The sequence below is a fragment of the Halorussus rarus genome, from assembly GCF_003369835.1.
GTDB classification, from domain to species: domain Archaea; phylum Halobacteriota; class Halobacteria; order Halobacteriales; family Haladaptataceae; genus Halorussus; species Halorussus rarus.
Genome location: NZ_QPMJ01000002.1, coordinates 21575 through 44738, shown reverse-complemented (window position 1 = coordinate 44738; position 23164 = coordinate 21575). Strand labels below are relative to the sequence as shown.

Here is a 23164-nt window from a genome sequence, read left to right as displayed (position 1 = left end):
CCGCCATACGATGGTCAGGGACAGTCTAACGAAAATTTTAACGAGGCTACGTGACGGCGAAAGTCACTCCGAGCGCCAGCGGAACGTGACGTTCGACGGTGGCACGAAGACGGGGAGCGTGTCCGTCTCGTCCGACGGGACCGTGACCCGGTCGGAACTCGCCGAGACCTACCGGAACAGCGACGCGAACGACGACCTCCGTCAGGCCCAGGCGGTCCATCTCGGACAGGTCGTCGACGACCCGGCGTCCGCGGTCGGCGACGCGGCCGACCTCGGGCGGCGGCACGTCGACGCGGGCGTGGGCGCCGCGACGTTCGCGGGGACCTACGAGGTCGGCGTCGAGAAGCTGGTCGCGGAGACGTTCGAGCGGCTCGAACACCGGCTCGGTGCCGACAACGAGGCGGTCGCCGAGGAACTCCAGCGCGCGGAGGACGAACTCCAGTCGTCGCTTTCGGCGGCGTTGGCCGACATGCAGTCGGGTCTGGACGCCTACGGCGCAGGCGGAGCAGCCGGAAACGGCGGCGGCGCCGCTCCGGCCGCCGACGAGTTCGACCTGGACGACGACGACCTCCTCAACGGCATCGACGTTCCCGTCTTCATCCTCGACACCCAGCGGGGCGAAGTGGTGACGTGGAACAACGCAATCGCGGACCTCACCGGCTTCGATTCGGAGGACGCGGTGGGGCTGGAGCACGCGAGCCAAGCGTTCTACCCCGACGGTCGGCGCGCCAAGACCCTCGCCGACAAGGTCGCGGAGGCGCCCGAGTCAGCCCACCGGGAGTTCGACGTCGAACGGGCCGACACCGAGCGGACGCTCTACCGCGACAGCAGCACGATGACCACCCGCGACGGCGTCGAGCGCCACATCGACTTCTCGGCGCTACCGGTGTTCGAGGACGGCGAGCTCGTCGCGGTCGTCGAGACCGTCCACGACCGGACCGCGGACGTCCGCCGACAGCGGGGCGTCACCGCGCTCGTGGAGGAGCTCAGCGGGACGATGGCGGCGATGGGGTCCGGCGACCTCTCGGCGCGGGCCTCGTTCCACGACGAACACGGCGTCGTCGACGACTCGCTCATGGAGGTCGTCGACCAGGTGAACGAGATGGCCGACCAGTTCGAGACTCTGACCGACCGGGTCGGCGAGAAGGCCCGGAATCTGGAGGACTCGGTCGAGGACGCGGCCGAGTCGGCCCGCGCCATCGACGAGCAGGTCGACGAGCAGACCGACCAGCTGACGGAGGTCGCCACCCAGATGGAGAACTTCTCGGCGAGCATGCAGGAGGTCGCCGCGAGCTCCGACCAGGTGGCCTCGGCGGCCGAGCAGGCGAAGGCGTCGGCCGACAGTGGCCTCGAGTCGAGCACGGGCGCCCGCGAGGCGACCGACGAGGTCATCGAGATGAGCGAGGATCTGGTGGGGACAGTGACCGAACTCGAGTCCCAGATGAACGAGATCGAGGACGTGGTCGAGGTCATCGCGGAGGTCGCCGACCAGACCAACCTGCTCGCGCTCAACGCCAACATCGAGGCGGCGCGGGCCGGCGAGGCCGGCAGCGGCTTCGAGGTCGTCGCCGACGAGGTCAAGCAGCTCGCCAACGAGACCCGCGAGCACACCGAGGAGATCGCGACCCGCATCGAGGAGATCCAGTCGCAGGCCAACGAGACCGTCGTCGCGGTCGAGGAGTCCAACGAGCAGGTCAAGCACGCCGGCCAGGAGATCGAGGACGCGCTGGTGGCGCTCGAGGAGATCGCCGACGCGGTCGAGGAGGCCGCCAGCGGCGTGACCGAGGTCGCGGAGGCCAACGACGAGCAGGCCGCCAACATCGAGCAGGTGATGGCCACGGTCGAGGACGTCCGCGACAGCACGCGGGACGTCGACGAGGCGACCGACGACATCGTGTCGGCGACCCGCGCCCAGACCGAGGCCATCGAGGAGCTGTCGGCCCGCGTCGACGACATGCGGGGCCGGGCCTGACGCCACGGACACCCCCGCCATGACCGAACCGAACCCCGACGGACGACACAGACCCCACCCACCGGCGGCCCGCAGGGCGACGGCCGGTCGACGCGAGCGAGCCCGCCGAGAACGTGGACACGACTCATGAGCAAGGAAGGCGAGCACAAGATAACCGACACCCAGGGGAAGTTCCTGCAGGTCGTGAAGAACGGCCGCAAGCTCAACGACCCCGACTGGACCAGCGGCCGCATCCTGCTTTCGAACAAGCGACTCGTGCTGGCCGGCAACCAGGGCAAGCGGTCGATCCCGCTGTCCAAGGTCAACGGCATCAAGGGGCGCTACGACGTGAACCAGGCCGTCGCGGCGGTCTCGGACTACCTGAGCGTGGAGTTCGAGAACAACGTCGTCCTCCTCGGGACGAACATGGACATCGAGGAGTTCGAGACCGACGTCTACGGCGCGCTGCTGAACCAGAAGATGATCCTGACCAAGCACCCCGCGGTCGAAGGGGGCGTGGTCCAGGACACCGAGTGGGAGAAGGCCCGCGTCAAGGTGACCGAGGGGATGGTCAACGTCGCCATCGCCAGCGGCACGTTCGTCGGCATCGAACTCGACGACATCGGGTCGGTCGAGCGCGGGACCCGGACGGTCGAGGGCGAGCAGCGCACGGTCCTCGAGGTCGAGCACACGCAGGGCGATACCAGCATCCAGACGTACGTCTCGGGCCAGACCAGACGGGCCACCCTGCTGGAGTCGCTGTTCCGGAAGGGCGAGCGCAAGAACGAGGGCGGCGTCGAACTCGACGAGACCGAAAAGGAGGTCCTGATGGCGCTGTACTCGGGGGTTTCGTCGTTCGAGATACCGGACTTTCTCGGCATGGACGTCGACGAGGTCGAGCGCATCTTCGAGCGGCTCATCGAGGTGGACGTGCTGGAGGAGGTCCGCAAGCGGCGCGAGGTGAGCCTGAAGACCCGCGGGCGGAACATCGCCAGCGAGTCTATCAACGAGAAGTGACGATTCCGCGGTCTAAGGCCCGTAGTCTTCCGCTTTTTGATGCGGTGTTACCGCCTTCGATCTCGCCCCGGTGGCTGAGAAACGACGTGCGAAGACCTCTTACTTCCGGGCGCGCTTGACGAGCCGCCGGAGGTCGAGGTGGCCTGCGCCGTGGTACGGTTCCCCGCCGGGCGCGTCCGCGGCGGTCTCCCGAATCAACGACTCGACCTCCTCCGCACCGGCGTCGGGTCGAAGTGAGCGCGCGAGCGCCACGGCGCCCGTGACCTGGGGGGCGGCCATCGACGTCCCCGCCTTCCAGCCGTACCCGGGAACCGGGTCGCCCTCTTCGTCCCGCTCGACGACGGTCGAGAACACCAGGTCGTAGTACCAGCCCTCGACGCCTCTCTCGTACGCCTCGGGGTCGTAGTTGCCGCCCGCGGCACTCACGTCGACGCCGGTGCCGTAGTTGGTGTACACCGCGGGGTACGTCGGCTCCTTCTCCAGCTTCTTCAGCCCCTTGTCCTCGCGACTCGGCTCACTGTCGTCCCAGAGGTAGCCGATGGGACCGGTCGCGGAGACGCCGAAGACGCCCTCGGCCTCCGTGGGGAGGCTGAGGACGTCGTCGGGCGTCATGTCGACGCCGGCGTTGCCCGCCGAATTGACGACGACGGTTCCCTGCGAACGGGCGAACGCGGCGGCCGCCTCGTACGCCTCCTTGATGGCGACGACCTCGGGCGTCTCGGGGTCGAGCGGCGGATAGCCCAGACTGATGTTCGCGGCGTCGCAGCCCACATTCGCGGCGTCGACGATGGCCGCGAGAACGTCCCCGGTAGCGCCCTCGACCCCGGAGAACACGCGGTGGGCGACGATTTCCGTCTCGGGCGCGGTGCCGAGCACGCCCTCGCCGTTCGCGTTCGTCGCGGCGATGATGCCCGCGACGTGCGTCCCGTGGTCGCCCGCGCCGTTCGGCCGGAAGTCGTACGGGTCGGTCGTGAAGTTCGCCGACAGGTCGTCGTTCACCGCGTCGGCGAGGTCGGGGTGGCCGTCGTACACGCCGCTATCGATGACCGCGACCCGAGTGTCGTCGCCCTTCGTGGTGTCCTGGACGGTCCGGCCGTTCCCCGGGTTCTCGGTCAGGTCGCCGACGCGCTGGTCGCGCTTGTCCCACTGGAGTTCCGTGTTGGTCGGCGCGCCGCTGTCCCAGGCGGGACCGTTGCCGGCGGGGCCCTTCCCGGCGCGTTCTTTCGCCGGACCGCCGTCGGCCGTCCGCTCGTCCCGGTAGACGGTCACGTCCGGGGTCGTGGACGCCGACCCGGGGACGTCGTCCGGGTCGCCCCGGGCCGCCAGCAGGTCTATCTCGGAGATGTCGTGAACGACCGTCACGGAGTCGGGCACTTCGCTCCGCGAGACCTCCTGCAGGTCGACCAGGAACCGCGAGTCCGTTCTGCCGCCCTCGCCGGCGCTCGCCGTTCCGCTCACCAGCGCCGCGCTGCCGACGGCACCCCCAACTGCCCGGAGGAACGTCCGCCTGCTGTTGTCTGTCATGACGGGACAAACAACTATCTCCATGACTAAATATATTTTTGATTAATAATCTAAAATTAGAGTTTCTTCCGGCGCAGTAATCGCGCGCTGGCTCCGAGGAGAGTCGACCGAGCGGGGACGGTGCCGCGACGTCTAGCGACGCGGCTCAGCGGAGCCCCTTCGCCTCGGCCAGGTCCCGGAGCCCATCGCGGAGCGAGACGGTCGGCTCGTAGCCGAGTTCCTCGCGGGCCTTCGAGACGTCGGCCTCGCTGTGGCGGATGTCGCCGGCCCGCGGGTCGACGTGGGTGATCTCGGCGTCCGAGTCGGCCGCCTCGACCACCGTCTCGGCGAGTTCGTTGACGGTGACGCTCCGGCCGGTCCCGACGTTGAACGGTTCGCCGACTCTGTCGGTGGTCGCCGCAAGCAGGTTCGCCTGGACCACGTCGCTGACGTGGACGAAGTCGCGGGTCTGCTCGCCGTCGCCCTCGACGGTCAGGGGGCCGCCGTCGGCGGCCTGCTGGAAGAAGACGTTCACCACCGCGCTGTACTCGGGGTTCTGGCGCGGTCCGTAGACGTTGAAGTACCGGAGCGGCACCGTCTCCAGGCCGTAGAGGTCGTGGTACCGCCGGGCGTAGTGGTCCAGCGTCAGCTTGTCGATGCCGTACGGCGAGGTCGGCTCCTTGGCGTCGTCCTCCGCGACCGGCACCGACTCGGGGTGGCCGTAGACGGCGGCCGACGAAGCGAGCACGACCCGGGCGTCCTCCTCGCGTGCCCGCTCCAGCAGGTCGACGGTCGCGGCGGCGTTGATCCGGTTGCTCTTCGGCGGGTCGGCTACCGACTCCTCGACCGACACCAGCGCGGCCTCGTGGAACACCAGGTCGACGTCGGCCATCGCCTCGGCGACCGTCTCGCCGTCGCAGACGTCGCCCTCGACGAGCTCCGCGCCGTCGGGGACGTGCTCGCGCGCGCCGCCCGAGAGGTCGTCGAGCACGCGCACCTCGTTGCCGTCGACCAGCGCCTCGGCCAGGTGGCTGCCGACGAAGCCGGCCCCGCCGGTGATCAGCACGGTCCGCCCGGCGACGTCGGGCGCGCGATCGACGCCCCCGGTTCGGGACCGGGGCTGCGAGTCGTCGTTCATGAATCGACCCTCGGCGCGGTCGAACAAATAGCTGGGCGTCTCGGTCGCACCGTGGCGGTAGATGGAACTGTCGGCATGAGTCAGGCGAGGATGGTTCTGACGCGCTGGACGTCGAGCAGTCCGCTCACGACCGACAGGCCGGCCCAGACCACCACGCCCGCGAGTATCGCGCCGACGAGCGCGACCGCACCGCCGACGTGGGCGAGCACCGCGACCACGGCCAGCGACATCGCGCCCGTGACCGCGACCACCGCGAGGAAGTGCCGGACCAGCTCGCCGACCGCCAGGTCGAGCTCGGCGTGGATGACCCAGAGGGTGACCGCCAGCACCCCCGAGTGGGTGATGACGGTCGCGGCGGCCGCGCCGACCACGCCGAACGCCGGGATCATCGCGAGGTTGAGCAGGAAGTTCCCGACCGAGCCGCCGCCCTTGGCCAGGGCGCGCTCGCGCGCCCGACCGAGGAAGTCGAGGGCGTCGCCGGTGACGTAGGAAACGGCCTGGAGCACGACGTAGCCCGCGAACACCTGGAGGACCGGCGCGGCGTCGACCCACTCGGGGCCGAAGACGAGCCGGAGCGCGGGCTCGGCCACGATGACCATGCCGGCGGCCGCCGGGACGTACAGCAGCAGGATGTACTTCAGCGTCGTCTCGTAGATGCTGGCGGCGTGGTCGGTCTCGCCCTCGGCCTTGTGTTCGCCGTAGGCCGGCGAGAGCGTGAACCCGAGCGAGGCCGCCGGCGAGTGGACGAACCCGACGATCTGCTTCGAGAGGTAGTAGTAGCCAACCGCCACCGGGTTCATGAAGTAGCCGACCAGGATGGTGTCGACCCGCTTGTCGAGGATGTTGGCGCCCCTGGTCGCGGTCAGCGGGACGCTGTACTCGGCGACGCGGCGGGTCAGCCCGTCCTCCGGGGGTTCGTCGCGGTCGGCGTCGCGGTAGCACTCGACGTACAGCAGCCCGAGCCCGACCAGCGCGCCGACGCCGTAGCCCGCGATGTAGCCGGCGAGCGCGCCGACCGCGCCGCCGACGAAGACGACGAACGTCGCCGCGAGCGCGAGCCGGCCGACCGACCCGATCGCCCGGATGGCCGCGCTGTAGGTGATCTGGTTGTACCCCTGGAAAATCACCTGCGAGAAGGTGAAGAAGGAGTGGACCACGACGTAGCCGGTCCCGAGGACCAGCAGCGGACCGATCTCGGGCTGGCCGACCGCGCTGGCGACCCGCGGGGCCAGCAGCGCGAACAGGCCGCCAACCACCGCGACGGTCGCGATGCGGTATCCGACCGCGGTCCGGAGGACGTGGGGCACCTGCTCCGGTTTCGTCTCGCGGTACTCCGTGATGTAGCGCGCGCCCGCCTTGGCGAAGCCGAGGTCCGAGAACAGCTGCACGACGCCCAGCACCGCCAGCGCCGACCCGAGGAGTCCGTACTCCTCCTGGGTGAGCAGGACGCGGGCGAGCACGACCATCAGCACGCCGCTCGCGGCCATGTGGAGGGCGCGCGCGCTCAGCATCGCCTTGAACGACCGCGCGAAGCGTTTCAGATCCATGTGAACGGGGAGTCGAGTTGACGTCCGTGGCTGTGCGGAGCCGATTCGACGGGGGTCCGCGTCACGTCAGGCCGTCCGGTTCACCCGGTACATCTGGAAGGCCCCGTTCGACTGGACGCGGTTCAGCCCGGGCGCCGCGTCGAGCGACCGGAACCCCCGCCTGTCGAACCGGAAGCCGTCGTACACCCGGACGTCGATCGCGCGCGACCGGTCGGTGAACGCCAGATACTGGCCCTCGTAGTGGCGGGCGACGTAGCTCCCGGTGAAGTTCTCCCCGTACCCCGGGTGCGTCTCGTTCATGTAGAGGCTCCCGCCCGCCAGGTCGCGCTCCCGGCTCTCGTTGTAGCCCAGCACGCCGTCGGTCCACCGGATGCCGGTCCCTCGGATGCCGAGGAACGTGCCAGACCCGAGGTGCTCGACCGCGGTATCGTACCCGCTCATCTGGGCCTCCGTGACGTGACTGGAGCTCTGGTACATGTACGGCGACGCGTAGACCGTGAGCAGCGACGCCGCGAGCATGACCGCGAGCGCGACGCCGACGACCGCCCGGGCGCTGTCCGGCGAGAACCGGGTCGAGAGGGCGTCGACCCCGCGGGCGAGCGCGACCGCGCCCAGGATGGTCACCAGCACCATGATGAACCCGAGCTGGCGGAAGTGGAGCTTTTCGTAGCTCACCACGAAGTAGGCGAAGAACAGCCCGAACAGCGGGACCAGCGCGAGCCCGAAGTACCGGGCGAACGAGTTGAGGTCCGGCGGGTCGTCGAACCGGCCGAGCACGCCGCCGAGCACCAGCAGGCCCGCGAGCGCGCAGAAGACGACGCTCACGGCGAACAGCTTGAGGAACAGCACCGCGATTGAGCCGCCGACCGCCGACACCGACCCCGCGGCCTGCGTGGTCTCGCCGGCGACCTGCAGGCCGCTGGTCAGCATGTTCAGCAGTGCGGAGGTGGCCCCGGCCGCCCGCTCGTGGCGGGGCGCCCAGAACCCGAACACCGCGGCGAGGAACACCGTCTGGAGCGCGAACGTCTCGTGGTCGACCTCGGCGGTGCCGACGAACCGGGCAAGGAGCTGGAGGCCAAGTATCGAGGCGAAGACGACGAGCACGTTCGCGGCCTGCTGGGGGTGGACCAGCACGACCGCGACCGAGGTGATGCCCAGCAGCGCCCCGGTCGGGGTGCCGACGACCAGCCCCTCGCGGTCGGCCCGGAGGAGGTAGCGGCCGGCCAGGTACAGTATCAGCGGCAGGAACAGGATGGCCTGCGTGGTCGGGTGGGGCATGTCGAAGGCGCTGATGTTGTTGATCGGGAGGAACAGCAGCCCCGACAGCGCGGCCAGGGCGGTCGCCCGCCGGTTGCGGGTGACGGTCCACGTCGCCAGCGGGACGAACAGCAGGAACACCGCGACGAACGCCGCGACCATCACCAGCATCGCGCGGTGGAGGTCCATCCCGGTCGCGTCTGCCAGCACGACCGCGATGGTGTGGGTGCCGGGGTAGAGGAAGTCCAGCACTGACATCTTTCCGGCGGCGATATCCTTGGCCCACCCGAGGTGGGTCAGCGCGTCGCCCGCGCCGAAGAAGTGGTACGACCGGAGCACCGGGAGCGAGGCCACCGCGAACCCGGCGACGCCGGCGAGCACGAGCGCGAGCCGCCGCTCGGTTCCGTCGCCGTACAGCCCCACGAAGATCCCGACCAGCAGCGCGACCCCCGTCCCGGCCCAGAACCCCGCCGGCGTCCCGGCGTAGATGGAGAGCTCGTACGTCTCCGGCGGCGACCCGTGCGCGACGAGCACCGCCGCGGCGAGCGACGCGAAACCGACGATGAGAGCGCCTTTCTCCCGACGTTGGGAGGTGTGCGTGTCCGTATCCATGTGTATGCAGACCGCGCCCGTCCGGACGCGTCGTTACTTCCTGCAGTCCCCGCGTCGGGGCTTTGTTATGGGCCGCCTGCGCCTCCTTAGGCCGCGAAAACGGAGGCGTAGGTCGCCGAGCCGGTCGACCGGACGCCGGACCGGTCGCCGAGCCGGTCTCGATTCCGGCCACGATCTCGGCCCGCGTTTCTTCCGCCGCGCGGCGCTCCCTGAGAGTTCGCCAACCCTTATCAGGGTACGGCGCCAACTAACCGGTAGAAATCCACTTACCACCCGCAAGTGGACACGGACAATGACCGAACAACACGACGGCGAGAACGCCCGCGAGGACGAGGAGTTCGAGACCGAACGCTACGCCGCGGTCGGCGACGGCGCCGGCGACACCATCGTCTACGACACCGAGAACAGCGCCGCGTGGCTCAAGTCCGACGCGGCGGTCGACGTCGCCGAGATGGCGTAGTTCGAAGTCCAGCCTCGAGAGCACGGAGCAGTGCACCGTCGCGCAGGCGCTATCGCGCGGTGCGATGGCGGTCCGAAGTTCGGCGCGCGAAAGCCGACCTCCGGGCCGCGAAAGAAGCAGTTCTTCTCCGGAAATACACTACGACCGCCGGAGAGCCGACGGGCCGTCGGTTCGCGTCGGGCCGTCCTACTGGACCAGCTTGTACGCCCGCTTGGCGACGTTCATCGCCGCGCCGGGCGACTCCACGACGTAGTAGGGCACCAGATCGGCGCCGAACTTGGCCTTGTAGCGGCAGAGCCGCTCGGTGTTGGCGCCCATCAGGTCGTACTCGGTGACCGACTCGACCGGCGGCTCCTCGATGAGGTCCTCGACAAGTCGCCAGTGGATGAGGCTGTTGACCGCGGTGCCCTCGTAGATGGCCTTCGCGCCGCCCTGCCAGAAGTAGGCGTGGTCGTTCGAGTAGAGGGCGGTGATGCCCGAGAGGTACTCGCCGTCGGCGTCGCGGGCGACGTAGGCCCGCGCCCGGTCGTCCGCCGCGAGGGCCTCGAACAGATCCCGGACGTACGACCACGTCAGCGAGAACGGTTCGTCCTGCTCGGCGTACCGCCGCTGGGTCGCCTCGTACACTGCGCGGGCGCCCTCAACTCCCTCGGTCTCGACGGTCACGTCGAGCTCCTCGGCGTCGCGGATATCCCGACGGAGGCTCTTCGAGAACGACTTGCGGACCTCCTCGGCGCTCCGGCCCTCGACGTCGAGGAAGTAGGTGAAGTTGGGCTCGACCTGGAGGTTGCCCCAGGCGTACGGTCGGGGGTCGCCGTAGGCCGCGTTGCACTCCATCCGGAACAGCGTCAGCCGGGAATCGACGTCGAGGTGGTCGAGCACGCGCTCGGCCGTCGGCGACTCGACGCCGGCCGCCGCGAGCCGCCGGTCGAGGCCCAGGTCGGTGCCGACCCGCTGGAGCACTTTCTCGGTGAACTCGTTGTTGACCTTCTCCTGCTTGCGGCGCTTCGGGCTGGTCGGCATCAGGATCGGCCCGAGCCGGGGGACGCCCATGCCCGGCGGCGGCGAGGTGACCGCGGTGCCGACCGACTTCTGCTGGACGAAGACCGGCAGGAGCGCGATTGGCTGCTGGCCCTTGAACCCGCCGAACAACTGCATCTCGGCGTCGGCGTGGCGGTCCAGCACCTCCAGGGCCTCGGGCAGGTGGAACACTTCGAATCCGTCGCTCGGCAGCGCCGACTCCCACTCTTCGAGTTCGAGTTGCTCGACTCTCATCCGTTACTCCCGGTTGGCGCCGGTTTTCACTTTGTTATCCTCCGCCTGCGCCCCGCGTACGTCGCGCCTGTGGCCAGATTCGGGGTCGTCATCCTCCGGAGTCCCCGATTCGACGGAGCTGCTTTCCTCGGTCCCGGGGTGGTCCATCAGGTCGTAGTAGTCGCCCGGCGGGCCGACCCACGCGCCCAGCTCCAGCGCCCGCTCGATCAGCCGGCGGTAGAGCCGGCGGTAGCCGGGGAAGTCGGCCTCGGTGAACAGCCGGGGGTGCCACAGCGCCGACATCACCGCGCCCTCGTCGGCGGCCTCGTCGAGCAGGCGCTCGCACTCGGCCCACGCCGCCCCGAAGTCCTCGCCGGGGTCGGGGAGCGCGCACTCCATGACCGTCAGCGGGAACACCACGAACTCGTCGTCGAAGGGCCGAAGCGGGAGGTGGCCGTGGTCGAAGCCGACCGTCTCGCTCGACCCCGGGCTGGCGTCGTACCGGAGCCCGACCGCGCGGTGGTGGGCCCAGGTCCGCGGCCCGCGGTTGAGGTGGTGCTGGCGACCCCCGGCCACGTCGTCGCCCAGCGCGGCCTCCAGCCGGGTCTTCTCCATCCGGAGCCGGACCGGGTCGTCGTAGGAGTCGTACGAGCCGTGGAGCCCGACCTCCCAGCCCCCCGAGTCGAGCCGGTCGAGCAGTTCGATCAGCTCCGGCGTCTCGATGTCGTACCGGCCCAGGTGCTCGACCCAGTAGAAGGGGTCGAGCCAGTCGGACGGCGAGCGTTCGAGGATGTGCTGCTCGCGCAGGAAGTAGAACGCCGACCGGACGCCCAGCGACTCCTCGAGCGCCGTGATGTCGTCGAACTGCCACCAGGGGTTGACGCCCGGCAGCAGCCCCTTGAGCTGTCGGGGGTCGCGCCGCTCTATCGCGTGGTAGACCGACTGGATCGTCTTGTACGGCCGGTCGACGTCGTGGGTCAGCAGGAGCGCGAACTCGGCGTCGGCGACCGCGGGCGGCGACCCGGCGATTTCCGGGTCGGCCGGGCGACGGCTACTGCGGTCAGTTCCGGTGTCATCGCGAGCGCGTCGGTCACTCATCGTCCAGCAGCCGGGCGATCTCGGCCGCGGCGTCGCCGTCGCCGTAGGGCCGGGGCTTCGCGTCCGGCGGGTCGGCGGTCGCGAGCGCCCGCCGGATGGCCTCCTCGTCGGCGCCCGCCAGGGTGTTCCAGCCGGCCTCGACCGTCTCGCGCCACTCGGTCTCCTCGCGCATGGTCACGACCGGCGTGTCGAGGAAGAACGCCTCCTTCTGGACGCCGCCCGAGTCGGTCGCGACCACGTCAGCGCAGTCCTGCAGGCGAACGAAGTCGAGGTAGCCCGCCGGGTCGGTCAGCGTAAGTCGCTCTTCGGCCTCTTCGTACAGCCCGTACTCCTTCATCCGGTCGACCGTCCGGGGGTGGGCGGGCAGGACGACCTCGCGGGGGTCGCCGGCCAGCGCGTCGAGGATGGCGGCCAGCTTCTTGGGGTCGTCGGTGTTGCCCGCGCGGTGGACGGTCGCCAGCACGTACTCGCCGGGCTCGACGCCGTGCTCGTCGAGCACCGTCGAGTGGTCGGCCGCCCGGTCGCGGGCCCACAGCACCGCGTCGTACATCACGTCGCCGGTGTCGTGCACGGCGCCCGGCACCGACTCCTCGCGGAGGTTCTCGACCGCGCGCCGGGAGGGCGCGAACAGCAGGTCGGCGGCGTGGTCGGTCAGCACCCGGTTTACCTCCTCGGGCATCTCGCGGTTGAAGCTCCGGAGGCCGGCCTCGACGTGAGCGAGGTCGGTGTCCAGCTTCGAGGCCGCCACCGCCGCCGCGAGCGTGGAGTTGGTGTCGCCGTAGACGAGCACCGCGTCGGGCTCCTCGGTCTCGACGAGCTCTTCGAGCCCGACGATCATCTCGGCGGTCTGGGCGCCGTGGCTGTCCGAGCCCACGCCGAGGTTGTCGTCGGGCTCCGGGATCCCCAGTTCCTCGAAGAACACGTCCGACATCTCCTCGTCGTAGTGCTGGCCGGTGTGGACCAGCACCTCCTCGTGGTCCCGGCGGAGCTCGCGCGAGACCGCCGCGGCCTTCACGAACTGGGGTCGCGCGCCGACCACGGTCAGAACCTTCATCGCGGTCCCTCCCGGCGGTCGGCCGAGTCGATGCTACCGTCCGTCGTACTGCGCGTTGTGAGCATTGCTTATCCGCTCCCGATGGTGTACACTCGGTGGTCGGTGTGGTCGAGGTCGAGGCTCTGGCGGCCGTCGACGACCGCCAGCGGGTCGAACCGCTCCCACTCGATGCCGTCGAACTCTTCGTGGGGCGTCACCAGCACGGCGCCGTCGAGGTTGCGGTCGTATAGCTCCTCCTGCGGTACCATCTCGGCCGCGAACCCGTCGGCGCCGTCGAGCATGGGGTCGACCGCGAGCACCTCCGCGTCCAACTCGGTCAGTCGCTCGGCGATGGGGCCGGCGGGCGTCGCGCGGGTCTCCTCGACGCCGGGCCGGTAGGTCAGGCCCAGGACCGCCACGGTGGCGTCGGCGGGGTCGGTCCCCGCGGCGTCGAGCTCCCGGGTCAGCGTCTCGACCGCGAACTCGGGCATCGCGTCGTTGACCTCGCGGGCGGTCTCCAGCAGCGGCGAGTCGGTGTCGAACCCGTTGATGACGAAGTACGGGTAGTAGGGGATGCAGTGGCCGCCCACGCCCGGTCCGGGCGCGTGGAGCTCGCAGAACGGCTGGGTGTTGGCCGTCTCGATGGCCTCGTTGACGTCGACGCCCAGCTCGTCGGTCAGCGTGGCGAGCTCGTTGGCCAGCGCGATGTTGACGTCGCGGTACAGCCCCTCGAACACCTTGACCGCCTCAGCGGTGGTGGCGTCCGAGACCGCCAGTACGTCGTTGTCGGTGATCTCGCCGTAGATCAGCTCGGCGACCCGGGTGCTCTCGTCGTCGACGCCGCCGACCACCTTGGGGTAGGCGCCCCGGATGTCCTTGAGCGCCCGGCCGCTGGCGGTCCGCTCGGGGCAGAACGCCAGCCCGAACTCGTCGTGGCCCGCCGCCTCGGCGAGCATCGGTTCGAGCAGGTCCGAGCAGGTCCGCGGAGGGACCGTGCACTCGATGATGACCTGGTCGCCGGGGTCGAGGCCCGTTCCGACGTCCTCGGCGACCGACCGGAGGATGGAGAGGTCTGCCTCGTGGTCGTCGGTGATTGGCGTCGGCACGAGGACGACGTGGACCGCGGCCCGGTCGGCCGCGGCCGCCGGGTCCTCGGTGGCCTCGAGCGCGCCGTCCGCGACCGTCTCGGCCACGAGCTCCGGTAGACCGGGCTCGCGCTTGACGTGGCAGTCGCCGGCGTTGACCGTCTCGACCACGCCGGGGTCGACGTCGGCGCCGACCACGTTGCCCGAGACGTCGGCGTACACCGCGGCAAGGGGCAGCCCCATCTTGCCGAGGCCGTACACAGCGACCGGGACCCGACCGGAGCGGAACGCCTCGCGCTGGTCGGCCGCGACGGCGTCGCTGCCGTAGAGGTGGACTGCCTCCCGCAGGCTCACTGCGCGGTCACCTCGGGTTCGGGTCGCTCCTCGCCCGCGACCTCGTCGATCCGGCGCACCACCTCTAGCACCCGGAGGCCGTCCTCGCCAGAGACCACCGGCTCGGCGTCGGAGGTGGCCGCGTTGACGAACGACTCGAGTTCGTTCTTGAGCGGCTCGCCCGTCTCGACGGTCGGGCGCTCGACGATGCTCTCGTGGCGGTAGCGCACGTCGCCGTTGTCCTCGATGTACTCGGGCAGCGAGTGGCGGTGGATCTCGACCGACCGGTCGATGTAGTCGACGTTGACCCGGCAGTCCTCGGCGGTGATCGAGAGGGTACGGACCCGCTGCTGGGTCACCCGGCTCGCGGTGAGCGAGGCAACCGTCCCGTCGCCGAACTCCAGCGTGGCGGTGGCGTACTGGTTGTTCTTCGCGCCCCTGGCGGTGACGTTCTCGGGACGCTCGCCCAGCATCGCCAGCACCACGTCGACGTCGTGGATCATCAGGTCGAGCACCGCGCTCTCGTCGACCCCGCGGCCCTCGGGCGGCGGACCGAGCCGGTGGGCCTCGACCGCGATGATGTCGAGGTCGGCCACGATGTCGGCCAGCGCCCGGACCGCGGGGTTGAACCGCTCGACGTGGCCGACCTGGATCGTCACGCCGGCCTCGTCGGCCCGGTCGAGCAGTTCCCGACCGACCTCGGGGTCGTCGACGAACGGCTTCTCGACCAGCACGTCGACGTCGTTGTCGATGCAGTCGCGCGCGATGTCGGCGTGGTACCGGGTCGGCACCACGACGGAGGCCACGTCGGCGGCCTCCAGGAGCGCGTCCATCTCCATCGCGACGGTGCCGTTGTCCTCGGCGACCTCCCGGGCCCGCTCGTCGTCGACGTCGAAGACGCCGACCAGATTCACGCCCGGCAGTTCTCCGTACACTCGCGCGTGGTGACGACCCATGTTGCCGACGCCGATGACGGCGGCGTTCGTCGCGTCGGGGTGCTCAGCGTTCATACTCTCGAATAGTGGATGCGATGGTTCGGAGGTCCTGTTCGGTGACGTTCGGGTGGACCGGCAGCGACAGCGCCCGGTCGGCTGTCCGCTCGGCGACCGGTGCGTCGCGGTCCACGCCCTCGTAGGCGGGCTGCTCGTGGATGGGCGTCGGGTAGTAGACGCCGGTGCTCACGCCCGCGTCGTCGAGGTAATCGGCCAGCCCGTCCCGGTCGTCGGTCAGGACGGTGTACTGGTGGTAGACGTGCCGGCGGTCGTCGGGCTCGGTCGGGGTGACCACGTCGGCCTCGGCCAGCGCGTCGGTGAGGTAGGCGGCGTTCGACCGCCGGGCCGCGTTGTAGTCGGCCAGTCGGTCGAGCTGGACCCGACCGATGGCCGCGGCCAGCGATGTCATCCGGAAGTTGTGGCCGAGTCTGACGTGCTCGTAGCCGCCCTCGGGCGGCCGGCCGTGGTTGACGAAGCTCTCGGCCCGCTCGGCCACGTCGGCGCGGTCGGTGGTTATCATCCCGCCCTCGCCCGTGGTCATGTTCTTGGTCGGGTACATCGAGAAGCAGGCCGCGTCGCCGAGCGACCCGACCCGCCGGCCGCGGAACTCCGCGCCGTGGGCCTGGCAGGCGTCCTCGAGGACGGCGAGGCCGTAGTCGTCGGCGATATCGAGGAGCCGGTCCATGTCGGCGGCCAGGCCGTAGAGGTGGACCGGCATGACCGCGGCGACGTCGTCGTCCTCGCGGACGACCGCCTCGACCGCGTCGGGGTCGAGATTGAAGGTGTCGGGGTCGACGTCGGCGAACACCGGCTCGGCGCCGGCGAGCCGGACCGCGTTCGCGCTGGCCACGAACGAGTAGGGCGTCGTCACCACCTTGTCCCCCGGTCCGACGCCGAGCGCCTCGAAGGCGGCGTGGAGCGCGGTCGTCCCGTTGCTGGTCGCGACTCCGCGGTCCGCCCCGCAGAACGCCGCGAACTCCCGCTCGAACTCCCGGACCTCCGGGCCGTCGGCGATGCGGCCCGACTCCATGACCTCGCGGACCCGGGCGATCTCCCGCTCGCCCAGCTCGGGGTCGGCGATGGGAACGTCGCTCATTCGATGCGGTTCCCTCCCGCCAGTTCGTCGGGGAGCTCCCGGTGCTCGGCGGGCGCGCCCACCGCCAGCGTCTCGGAGGGCACGTCCTCGGTCACGACCGCGCCGGCCGCGACGAACGACCCCTCGCCGACGGTCACGCCGGGCAGCAGGGTGGCGTTCGCGCCGACCGAGACGTGGTCCTCGAGGGTCGGCCCCTCCAGGTCCACGTCCTCTCGTATGGGATAGGGGTCGTTGGTCAGCACCGCCCGCGGGCCGACGAACACCTCGCTGCCGATGGTGGTGTTCGTCGGGACGTAGACGCCGGTCTGGACGCTGACGTGCGAGCCGATGGTGGTCGTCCCGTCGACGACCGTGTCGGTGCCCAGCACCACGTCGTCGCCGATAGTGGTGTCTTCGCGCACGAGCACGTCGTGACCGGTGGTGAAGTCGTCGCCGATCTCGACGTCGGCGTAGACGATGCTGCCCGAGCGGACCGTCGCGCGGTCGCCAAGCACGGGCGGGGTGGCGTCCTCGCTGTGGCGGTGGCCGACAGTGGCGTCGGGCGAGACCTCGCAGTCGTCGCCGAGCCTGGCGGCGAGCCGGTCGTCCCGGTCGGATCGGGCGTCGGCGCTAGCCACCGTGGCTCACCTCCGACAACGAGCGGGGAGGCTGCGTCTCGGTTGGGGTCGATAACGGAATCATAGTCGTTCAGTCGGTTGCCCGACCGTACCGCCGGACGGGGGCCGGGCGTTATCGACTCAATGACCTGTGTTCCTCTTTGTTATATAGGGCCTTGAACCGCGGTAGACGCGTCCTATCGGGCTGCTACCGGCTGATTTCCGCCAACAACGCGGTTGAGCGAACTCCTCCGCTCGCAGACCTGTCTCGCGGCGTTACTTCGACCGTATCGCCGGCGAACGCCGTCGTACCGTCGGATTACCCCCGAACAGCAACTGGGTAACAAAGTGCCAACGCGGTAATATCGGGAGTATGCGGCGGTCTCACCTGCGGACATCCTCCCGACCCGGTGGCTCCGAACGCGCATCGCCCCCGACGACCTGCCGACAGCTCCGGGAGCATGTCTCGCGCTGACCAGCTCTCTCAGGACGAGGTGTTCGAGGTCCTGAAGAGCCCACGACGCCGGTACGCGCTGTACTACCTCCGCCAGGAGGGCGGTGAGTCCGAACTCTCGGACCTGACCGAGCAGGTCGCGGCGTGGGAGAACGAGACCACGCCCTCGGCCCTCTCGACCGAGCAGCGCAAGCGCGTGTACATCTCCCTCTACCAGACTCACCTTCCCAAGCTCGACGAGGCGAACATCGTCGAGTACGACCGCGACGCCGGCGTCATCCGGCTCGGCGACCGGGCGTCGGACCTCGACCTCTATCTGGGCGACGTCTCCCGCGAGGAGTTCCCGTGGGACCGGTACTACCTCGGGCTGGTCGCGGTGAGCTCGCTCCTGGTCGCGGCGGTGTGGCTCGAGATCCCGCCGTTCGGGGCCATCCCTGGACTCGTGCTCGCGACCGCCATCCTCGCGGTGTTCGGCGTCTCGGCGGTCGTCCACTACGTGTCGTACAGGCGCGGCGGCGACGTCGGCACGCCGCCCGAGCTCCACCGCGCGAACGGCCAGGAGAACTAGCATGTTCGGAACCAGCGGCGTCCGCGGACGCGTCGGCGACGAGGTGACCTGCGACCTCGCGCTCTCGGTCGGGCGCGCGCTCGCCAGCGAGGGGTACGACCGGGTGGTGGTCGGCCGGGACGCCCGCGGGAGCGGCCGGATGCTGGCCGACGCCGCGGTCGCGGGCCTCCGGGAGTGCGGCGCCGACGTCGTCCGGCTGGGCGAGGCCGCGACCCCCACCGTGGCCCGGAGCGTCGGCTGGCGCGACGCCGACGCCGGGCTGGTGGTGACCGCCAGCCACAACCCCGCGCCCGACAACGGGCTGAAGCTCTGGAACCCCTCGGGTCAGGCGTTCGACGAGCGCCAGCGCGAGACCATCGCCTCGCGCGTGCGCGAAGACGACTACGACCTCCGGCCCTGGGACGAGCTCGGCGACGCGACCGAGTGGGACGGCGCGACCGAGCGCCACGCCGAGGCGCTGGCCCGGGCGGCCGCGCCCGGCGACCTCTCCGTCGTCGTCGACGTCGGCAACGGCGTCGGTCAGGTCACGGCCGAGGCGCTCCGCCGGCTCGGCCACGACGTCCAGACGCTCAACGAGCGGCCCGACGGCTCCTTCCCGGCCCGGCCGAGCGAGCCGACCGCCGAGAACTGCCGGGCGCTCTCGGCGTTCGTGGCGGCCGGCGGGGACGGCGGCTTCGACGCCGACCTCGGCATCGCCCACGACGGCGACGCCGACCGGATGCGGGCGGTCACGGAGCGCGGCGAGTTCGTCGCCGGCGACCTGCTGCTCGCGCTGTTCGCCCGCGAGGCCGCGAGCGCGGGCGACGAGGTGGCGGTCCCGGTCGACACCAGCCTCGCGGTCGCCGACCTGCTCGAGACCCAGGGCGTGTCGGTCTCGCGCACGCGCGTGGGCGACGTGTACGTGGCCGAGCGCGCGACCGACCCGGGCGTCGCCTTCGGCGGCGAGCCCAGCGGTGCGTGGATCTGGCCTGGCGAGACCCTCTGCCCGGACGGTCCGCTGGCTGCGTGCCGACTCGCGGGGCTGGTCTCCCGGATGGGGTCGCTCGACGCGCTGGTCGGCGAGGTCGAGCGCTACCCGCTCCGGCGGGGCAACGTCGAGACCGACCGGAAGGAGGAGATCGTCGCGTGCGTCCGCGAGCGGGTCCGCGACGCCTACGACGACGTGACGACCCTCGACGGGGTGCGGGCGGGGACCGACGACGGCTGGTTCCTGGTGCGGGCCAGCGGGACCCAGCCGCTGGTCCGGGTGACCGCGGAGGCCAGGAGCGAGTCCCGGACCGACGAACTGTTCGCGGAGGCCCGTTCGCTGGTCGAGGACGCGCGGCCGTAGGTGGGTTCGCCGACGCGCGACCCTAGATGCGGTCGACCACGTCGCAGACCGAACAGGCGTCGGCCACGATGAACGCCTCGTCGCGGAGCATCTCCTCGTTCTCGGGCAGGAACATCAGGTGGCCCCGGTCGTCCTTCCGGGCCCGGATGACCTCCCAGTCGTCCATCTCGTAGCCGAGGTCCGACAGCTCCGGATCGCGGGGGACGTCCCGCCAGGGTTCGCCCGCGTCCTGCGCGTTCTCAGTGGCCATCGGCCACCTCCGGCGCGGCCGGCCCACCGCCGACGTCCGGCCGTTCCGGCGTCCCGCTCTGGGGGAGTGAGTCCGTGTCGTCGCCGACCGCCTCGGCCCCGGCGACGGTGATCGACTGCGGTCCGGCCCGCCAGCGGGGGGAGCGCGGGCCGGGGAGGGGCGTTTCCGATTCGGAGTCGCGTGCCGTCTCGTCGCGTGCCATGCAGTGTTCAATCCTCCATTACCGTCTGAAAAAACTACCGACATCCGTTCAATGCCGGTTCTTTAATTTATCAGTGTAGCTTCTGTTGCGGGCGTCGGTCTCCGACTCTCTCGCTTCCGTATCCGAGTAGATGGGTCCGGTCAGTATAAATCACCCTGCGCCAGCGTCCGCAGGTAATGGGACCTTTCCGCCGCTGCTAGCGGTTCGTGAAGCGTGAGAGATGGGAACAGTCAGGGGACGCGGAGCGGCCGAGGCCGCAGAGGGGAGGGACGTTCGCGTCGGGGGCCGATCGCGGTGCGGGAGTCGCTCGCGTGCCGGGTGGAGAGCCGGGTTCGTCGACGGGGGAGGGCGTCAGGTCGGGGACCGGAGCGGCGTCGGGGGCCGCGGTCGCCACACTGCCACGTTCGCCTGCCGAGGCGACCGCCGCGTCCGCCGAGGGGCGCGCCGACCGCCGGTCGGTCGCGGTCGCCCGCGCGCCGCCTCGTCGCGTGCCATGCAATTCTCAATGCGAGACTGCCCATTCATAAAGGTGCCGACTTCAGTTCAATACGAGATTTCTTATTTAAGTGTAACGGCCGCCGGTGAAACAGTCGGGACGGAACATCCGAAACAGACGGTGCGGCGGTGTTAACGAGAGCTTACCCGGTCGATCGGGCCGTAGGACGTGTTTTCTTCGTGACAGACGGCCCATAACAAAGGCCGAACGACCGGTTATACCGGTTACATGGCTGACCGCCCGCAGACCAGCATGGAGACCCTCTTGGTCGGGTTGGACGCGGGGTGTCGGTCGGTCCTCGAACCCCTCTTCGAGTCCGGCGCGGTGCCGAATCTGGAGTCGCTGTTCGAGACCGGCGCGGCCGGCCCGCTGGAGTCCCAGGTGCCGCCCTGGACCCCCAGCGCGTGGCCGTCGCTGTACACCGGCGTCAACCCGGGCAAGCACGGCGTGTTCGGCTTCCTGGCGTTCGACGGCTACGACTGGGACGTGGTGAACGCGAGCCGCGTCCGCGAGCGGACCCTCTGGGAGCTGCTCGACGAGCGCGGCAAGTCGAGCGTCGTGGTCAACGCGCCGGTGACCCACCCGCCCCGCGAGTTCGACGGCGCGGTGGTGCCGGGCTACACCGCGCCCGAGGACCCCGACTGCCACCCCGACGGCCTGCTCGACGACGTCCGCGACGAGATCGGCGACTACCGCGTGTACGCACCCCGGGACGCCGACGGCGCCGAGAAGGTAGAGTGGTACGAGCGACTCGTCGCGATGCGGGGCGAGGCGTTCCGCTACCTCGCCGACCGGTTCGACCCCGCGTTCGGCTTCGTCCAGTTCCAGCAGACCGACACCGTCTTCCACGAGTTCCCCGGCGACGACGCGAAGGTCCGGACCGTCTACGAGGCGGTCGACCGCCAGGTCGGCGAGATACTGGACCGGTGCGACCCCGACACCGTGGTCGTCGCCAGCGACCACGGGATGGGCGAGTACGCCGGCCACGAGTTCCGGCCCAACGAGCTCCTGCGCGAGCGCGGCCTGGTCGAGACCACGACCGAGGGCGAGGGGATGCCCACCTGGTCGACCATCGCCGACAACCAGTTGCAGGACGGCGAGACCGGGAAGGCCGAGGCCGACGACGACCGGACCCCGCTCGAGCGCGCCGTGGCCGGCCTCGCGAGCGTCGGCGTCACCAGCCAGCGCATCCGGGCCGCGCTCGACGCGGTCGGCCTCGCGGAGTTCGTGGCCGAGCGCGTCCCGACCGACGTGGCCCGGGCCGGCTCCGAGCAGGTCGACTTCCCGGCCTCGCGGGCCTACATGCGCGACCGCATCGAGCTCGGCGTCCGCGTGAACCTCAAGGGCCGCGAGCCCGACGGCGTGGTGCCCGAAAGCCGGTACGACCGGCTCTGCGAGGATCTCGTCGACCTGCTCTCGGGCGCCGAGACCCCCGACGGCGAGCCGGTGTTCGAGCGGGTGGCCCGGCGCGAGGAGGTGTTCTCCGGTCCCTACGTCGAGGAGGCGCCCGACGTCATCACGATCCCGCGCGAGTACGACGAGTTCCTCTCGACCCGCGTCGGCGACGGGCGGTTCGCCCCGCCGAGCGAGCCCTACAACCACAAGCGCGACGGGATCGTGGCGGTGTCGGGCGCCGGCGTCGACCCGACCGCGGACCTCTCGGACGCCCACCTCTTCGACGTGGCCCCCACGGTGCTGGCGACGATGGGCGTCCCGGCGGCCGACCGGATGGACGGGTCGGTGCTCCCCGCGGTCGGGGCGGTCGGCACGGAATCGTACCCCGCGTTCGACGCGGGCGGAGAAGTCGCGACCGACGACGACGACGTCGAGGCGCGGCTCGCGGACCTCGGGTACCTCGAATAATGAGCGTGACAATCATCGAAAACGACGGCATCAGAATCGGACGCGCGACGGAGTTCGACCACCACGACTGGAACGACCTGGTCGAGCGGTCCCCCCAGGCGGGGGTCTTCCACTACGGGGAGTCCCTCGAAGTCCAGGCCGACCACGCCGACGCCCGGATCCACCCGCTGGTGGGGTACAAGGGCCAGGAGCCGGTCGGCGTCTTCCCCGTCTTCGAGAAGCGGAAGGGCGGGATGACGATGGCGTTCTCGCCCGCGCCCGGCCTCTGGGTGTCGTACCTCGGGCCTGCGCTGCTGAACCACCGGAAGCTCAAGCGCCGCAAGCGCGAGCGCCGGAACAAGCGGTTCGTCCGGGGGTGTCTCGACTGGATCGACGCTCGGCTCGGCCCCAGGTTCACGCAGGTCCGGCCCGTCCCGGACTACCGGGACGTCCGCCCCTTCGAGTGGGCCGACTTCGACGTCGACGTGCGCCACACCTACTCGGTCGACCTCACGCCCGGCGAGGACGAGGTGCTGATGTCGTTCTCGAGCGACGCCCGGAACAACATCCGGACCGACGGCGACTACCGGGTGTACGAGGGCGGCCCCGACGAGATCGCCGCGATCATCTCGCAGGTCCGGTCGCGCCACGACGAGCAGGACGAGAGTTACGGGGTGACCGCCGACTTCGTGACCGACCTCTACCGGGGGCTCCCCGACGGCGCGGTCCGGCCCTACGCTTGCGAGATCGACGGCGAGTTCGCGGGCGGGATGGTCGCGCTGGAGTTCGGCGACACGGTCTACCGGTGGCAGGGCGGCGCCAAGCACGACCGGGACCTCCCTGTCAACGACCTGGTCGACTGGGCGATCATGACCGACGCGATGGACCGCGGGGTCGAGAATTACGACCTGGTGGGCGCAAACGAGGAGCGCCTCTGCGGCTACAAGGCCAAGTTCGGCCCCGAGCTCCGGTCGTACTACTCGATCCAGAAGGGGACCCGGGTCACCAACGCGCTGTCGAGCGTCTACCAGAAGCTGCGCTGAACCGACC

Annotated in this window: 20 protein-coding genes; 7 read left to right on the top strand and 13 right to left on the bottom strand. The window is 70.3% G+C overall.

Translation table 11 applies throughout. The annotated features are described in order from the left end of the window. Positions 1-118: 118 nt before the first annotated feature. The gene (locus DVR07_RS08485) at positions 119-1972 is read left to right on the top strand and encodes a methyl-accepting chemotaxis protein (RefSeq protein WP_240318868.1); all 1854 of its coding nucleotides are present in this window, start codon (positions 119-121) and stop codon (positions 1970-1972) included. Between the two features lie 126 nt (positions 1973-2098). Then, positions 2099-2968: a CheF family chemotaxis protein gene (locus DVR07_RS08480; protein WP_115796377.1), complete on the top strand. Its 870-nt coding sequence runs from the start codon at positions 2099-2101 to the stop codon at positions 2966-2968. A gap of 99 nt (positions 2969-3067) precedes the next feature. Here the strand turns inward: DVR07_RS08480 and DVR07_RS08475 are convergent, their stop codons facing one another. From DVR07_RS08475 to DVR07_RS21470, 4 genes are all read right to left on the bottom strand, one after another. Beyond that, positions 3068-4492, bottom strand: coding sequence for a S8 family peptidase (locus tag DVR07_RS08475; RefSeq protein ID WP_115796376.1), 1425 nt, complete (start codon positions 4490-4492; stop codon positions 3068-3070). A 145-nt stretch (positions 4493-4637) separates the two neighbouring features. After that, a complete protein-coding gene (locus tag DVR07_RS08470) occupies positions 4638-5609 on the bottom strand; it encodes an NAD-dependent epimerase/dehydratase family protein (protein WP_115796375.1) in 972 nt (323 codons plus the stop codon). A gap of 80 nt (positions 5610-5689) precedes the next feature. Then, positions 5690-7156 (bottom strand): flippase, encoded by a 1467-nt coding sequence (locus DVR07_RS08465; protein ID WP_115796374.1) that lies wholly within the window; start codon positions 7154-7156, stop codon positions 5690-5692. Positions 7157-7222: 66 nt separating this feature from the next. Next, positions 7223-9025, bottom strand: a complete 1803-nt coding sequence (locus DVR07_RS21470) for a hypothetical protein (protein ID WP_162829491.1) — start codon at positions 9023-9025, stop codon at positions 7223-7225. A gap of 292 nt (positions 9026-9317) precedes the next feature. On the opposite strand from DVR07_RS21470, the gene DVR07_RS22055 reads away from it, so the two are divergent. Next, positions 9318-9485: a DUF7331 family protein gene (locus DVR07_RS22055; protein WP_165881744.1), complete on the top strand. Its 168-nt coding sequence runs from the start codon at positions 9318-9320 to the stop codon at positions 9483-9485. 186 nt (positions 9486-9671) lie between these two features. On the opposite strand, the gene DVR07_RS08460 is transcribed toward DVR07_RS22055, so the two are convergent. From DVR07_RS08460 to DVR07_RS08430, 7 genes are all read right to left on the bottom strand, one after another. Beyond that, positions 9672-10760: a GNAT family N-acetyltransferase gene (locus DVR07_RS08460; protein ID WP_115796373.1), complete on the bottom strand. Its 1089-nt coding sequence runs from the start codon at positions 10758-10760 to the stop codon at positions 9672-9674. 3 nt (positions 10761-10763) lie between these two features. Next, on the bottom strand, positions 10764-11837 hold the full coding sequence (locus DVR07_RS08455) for a polysaccharide deacetylase family protein (protein WP_240147515.1): 1074 nt from the start codon (positions 11835-11837) through the stop codon (positions 10764-10766). Beyond that, positions 11830-12891, bottom strand: a complete 1062-nt coding sequence (gene wecB, locus DVR07_RS08450) for a non-hydrolyzing UDP-N-acetylglucosamine 2-epimerase (protein ID WP_115796372.1) — start codon at positions 12889-12891, stop codon at positions 11830-11832. The genes DVR07_RS08455 and wecB overlap by 8 nt, the downstream gene beginning before the upstream one ends. A 68-nt stretch (positions 12892-12959) precedes the next feature. Next, positions 12960-14309 (bottom strand): nucleotide sugar dehydrogenase, encoded by a 1350-nt coding sequence (locus DVR07_RS08445; protein WP_115796371.1) that lies wholly within the window; start codon positions 14307-14309, stop codon positions 12960-12962. Beyond that, positions 14306-15298 carry a Gfo/Idh/MocA family protein gene (locus DVR07_RS08440; RefSeq protein ID WP_115796370.1) on the bottom strand — a complete coding sequence of 331 codons (993 nt, stop codon included), beginning with the start codon at positions 15296-15298 and terminating at the stop codon, positions 14306-14308. The genes DVR07_RS08445 and DVR07_RS08440 overlap by 4 nt, the downstream gene beginning before the upstream one ends. Continuing rightward, the gene (locus DVR07_RS08435) at positions 15288-16376 is read right to left on the bottom strand and encodes a DegT/DnrJ/EryC1/StrS family aminotransferase (protein WP_115796369.1); all 1089 of its coding nucleotides are present in this window, start codon (positions 16374-16376) and stop codon (positions 15288-15290) included. Before DVR07_RS08435 ends, DVR07_RS08440 begins: the two co-directional genes overlap by 11 nt. After that, positions 16373-16993, bottom strand: coding sequence for an acyltransferase (locus DVR07_RS08430; RefSeq protein WP_115796368.1), 621 nt, complete (start codon positions 16991-16993; stop codon positions 16373-16375). Before DVR07_RS08430 ends, DVR07_RS08435 begins: the two co-directional genes overlap by 4 nt. Positions 16994-17433: 440 nt before the next feature. Here DVR07_RS08430 and DVR07_RS08425 point away from each other — a divergent pair, with 440 nt between their 5' ends. Together DVR07_RS08425 and glmM are read left to right on the top strand one after the other, a co-directional pair. Then, positions 17434-17994, top strand: coding sequence for a DUF7344 domain-containing protein (locus tag DVR07_RS08425; RefSeq protein ID WP_115796367.1), 561 nt, complete (start codon positions 17434-17436; stop codon positions 17992-17994). Between the two features lies 1 nt (position 17995). Beyond that, on the top strand, positions 17996-19324 hold the full coding sequence (glmM, locus tag DVR07_RS08420) for a phosphoglucosamine mutase (protein WP_115796366.1): 1329 nt from the start codon (positions 17996-17998) through the stop codon (positions 19322-19324). A 22-nt stretch (positions 19325-19346) separates the two neighbouring features. Here glmM and DVR07_RS08415 read toward each other — a convergent pair whose 3' ends face one another. Together DVR07_RS08415 and DVR07_RS08410 are read right to left on the bottom strand one after the other, a co-directional pair. Beyond that, entirely contained in the window at positions 19347-19574 is a 228-nt protein-coding gene (locus tag DVR07_RS08415; RefSeq protein WP_115796365.1) for a hypothetical protein, read from the bottom strand. After that, complete coding sequence (locus DVR07_RS08410) at positions 19564-19776, bottom strand: hypothetical protein (protein WP_115796364.1); 213 nt, start codon at positions 19774-19776, stop codon at positions 19564-19566. The genes DVR07_RS08415 and DVR07_RS08410 overlap by 11 nt, the downstream gene beginning before the upstream one ends. A gap of 724 nt (positions 19777-20500) precedes the next feature. Here DVR07_RS08410 and DVR07_RS08405 point away from each other — a divergent pair. Both DVR07_RS08405 and DVR07_RS08400 read left to right on the top strand, forming a co-directional pair. Then, positions 20501-22135, top strand: a complete 1635-nt coding sequence (locus tag DVR07_RS08405; RefSeq protein ID WP_115796363.1) for an alkaline phosphatase family protein — start codon at positions 20501-20503, stop codon at positions 22133-22135. Next, positions 22135-23157 carry a lipid II:glycine glycyltransferase FemX gene (locus DVR07_RS08400; protein WP_115796362.1) on the top strand — a complete coding sequence of 341 codons (1023 nt, stop codon included), beginning with the start codon at positions 22135-22137 and terminating at the stop codon, positions 23155-23157. The genes DVR07_RS08405 and DVR07_RS08400 overlap by 1 nt, the downstream gene beginning before the upstream one ends. Positions 23158-23164: the final 7 nt, after the last annotated feature.

Excerpts from the sequence above, each read along its gene's own strand:
- DVR07_RS08425 (WP_115796367.1), top strand. The coding sequence starts at position 17,434 with ATGTCTCGCGCTGACCAGCTCTCTCAGGACGAGGTGTTCGAGGTCCTG.
- DVR07_RS08440 (WP_115796370.1), bottom strand. The coding sequence starts at position 15,298 with ATGAACGCTGAGCACCCCGACGCGACGAACGCCGCCGTCATCGGCGTC.
- DVR07_RS08400 (WP_115796362.1), top strand. The coding sequence starts at position 22,135 with ATGAGCGTGACAATCATCGAAAACGACGGCATCAGAATCGGACGCGCG.
- DVR07_RS08415 (WP_115796365.1), bottom strand. The coding sequence starts at position 19,574 with ATGGCCACTGAGAACGCGCAGGACGCGGGCGAACCCTGGCGGGACGTC.
- DVR07_RS08470 (WP_115796375.1), bottom strand. The coding sequence starts at position 5,609 with ATGAACGACGACTCGCAGCCCCGGTCCCGAACCGGGGGCGTCGATCGC.
- DVR07_RS08435 (WP_115796369.1), bottom strand. The coding sequence starts at position 16,376 with ATGAGCGACGTTCCCATCGCCGACCCCGAGCTGGGCGAGCGGGAGATC.
- DVR07_RS08480 (WP_115796377.1), top strand. The coding sequence starts at position 2,099 with ATGAGCAAGGAAGGCGAGCACAAGATAACCGACACCCAGGGGAAGTTC.
- DVR07_RS08455 (WP_240147515.1), bottom strand. The coding sequence starts at position 11,837 with ATGAGTGACCGACGCGCTCGCGATGACACCGGAACTGACCGCAGTAGC.
- DVR07_RS08475 (WP_115796376.1), bottom strand. The coding sequence starts at position 4,492 with ATGACAGACAACAGCAGGCGGACGTTCCTCCGGGCAGTTGGGGGTGCC.
- DVR07_RS08410 (WP_115796364.1), bottom strand. The coding sequence starts at position 19,776 with ATGGCACGCGACGAGACGGCACGCGACTCCGAATCGGAAACGCCCCTC.
- DVR07_RS21470 (WP_162829491.1), bottom strand. The coding sequence starts at position 9,025 with ATGGATACGGACACGCACACCTCCCAACGTCGGGAGAAAGGCGCTCTC.
- DVR07_RS08465 (WP_115796374.1), bottom strand. The coding sequence starts at position 7,156 with ATGGATCTGAAACGCTTCGCGCGGTCGTTCAAGGCGATGCTGAGCGCG.
- DVR07_RS08405 (WP_115796363.1), top strand. The coding sequence starts at position 20,501 with ATGGCTGACCGCCCGCAGACCAGCATGGAGACCCTCTTGGTCGGGTTG.
- glmM (WP_115796366.1), top strand. The coding sequence starts at position 17,996 with ATGTTCGGAACCAGCGGCGTCCGCGGACGCGTCGGCGACGAGGTGACC.
- DVR07_RS22055 (WP_165881744.1), top strand. The coding sequence starts at position 9,318 with ATGACCGAACAACACGACGGCGAGAACGCCCGCGAGGACGAGGAGTTC.
- wecB (WP_115796372.1), bottom strand. The coding sequence starts at position 12,891 with ATGAAGGTTCTGACCGTGGTCGGCGCGCGACCCCAGTTCGTGAAGGCC.
- DVR07_RS08460 (WP_115796373.1), bottom strand. The coding sequence starts at position 10,760 with ATGAGAGTCGAGCAACTCGAACTCGAAGAGTGGGAGTCGGCGCTGCCG.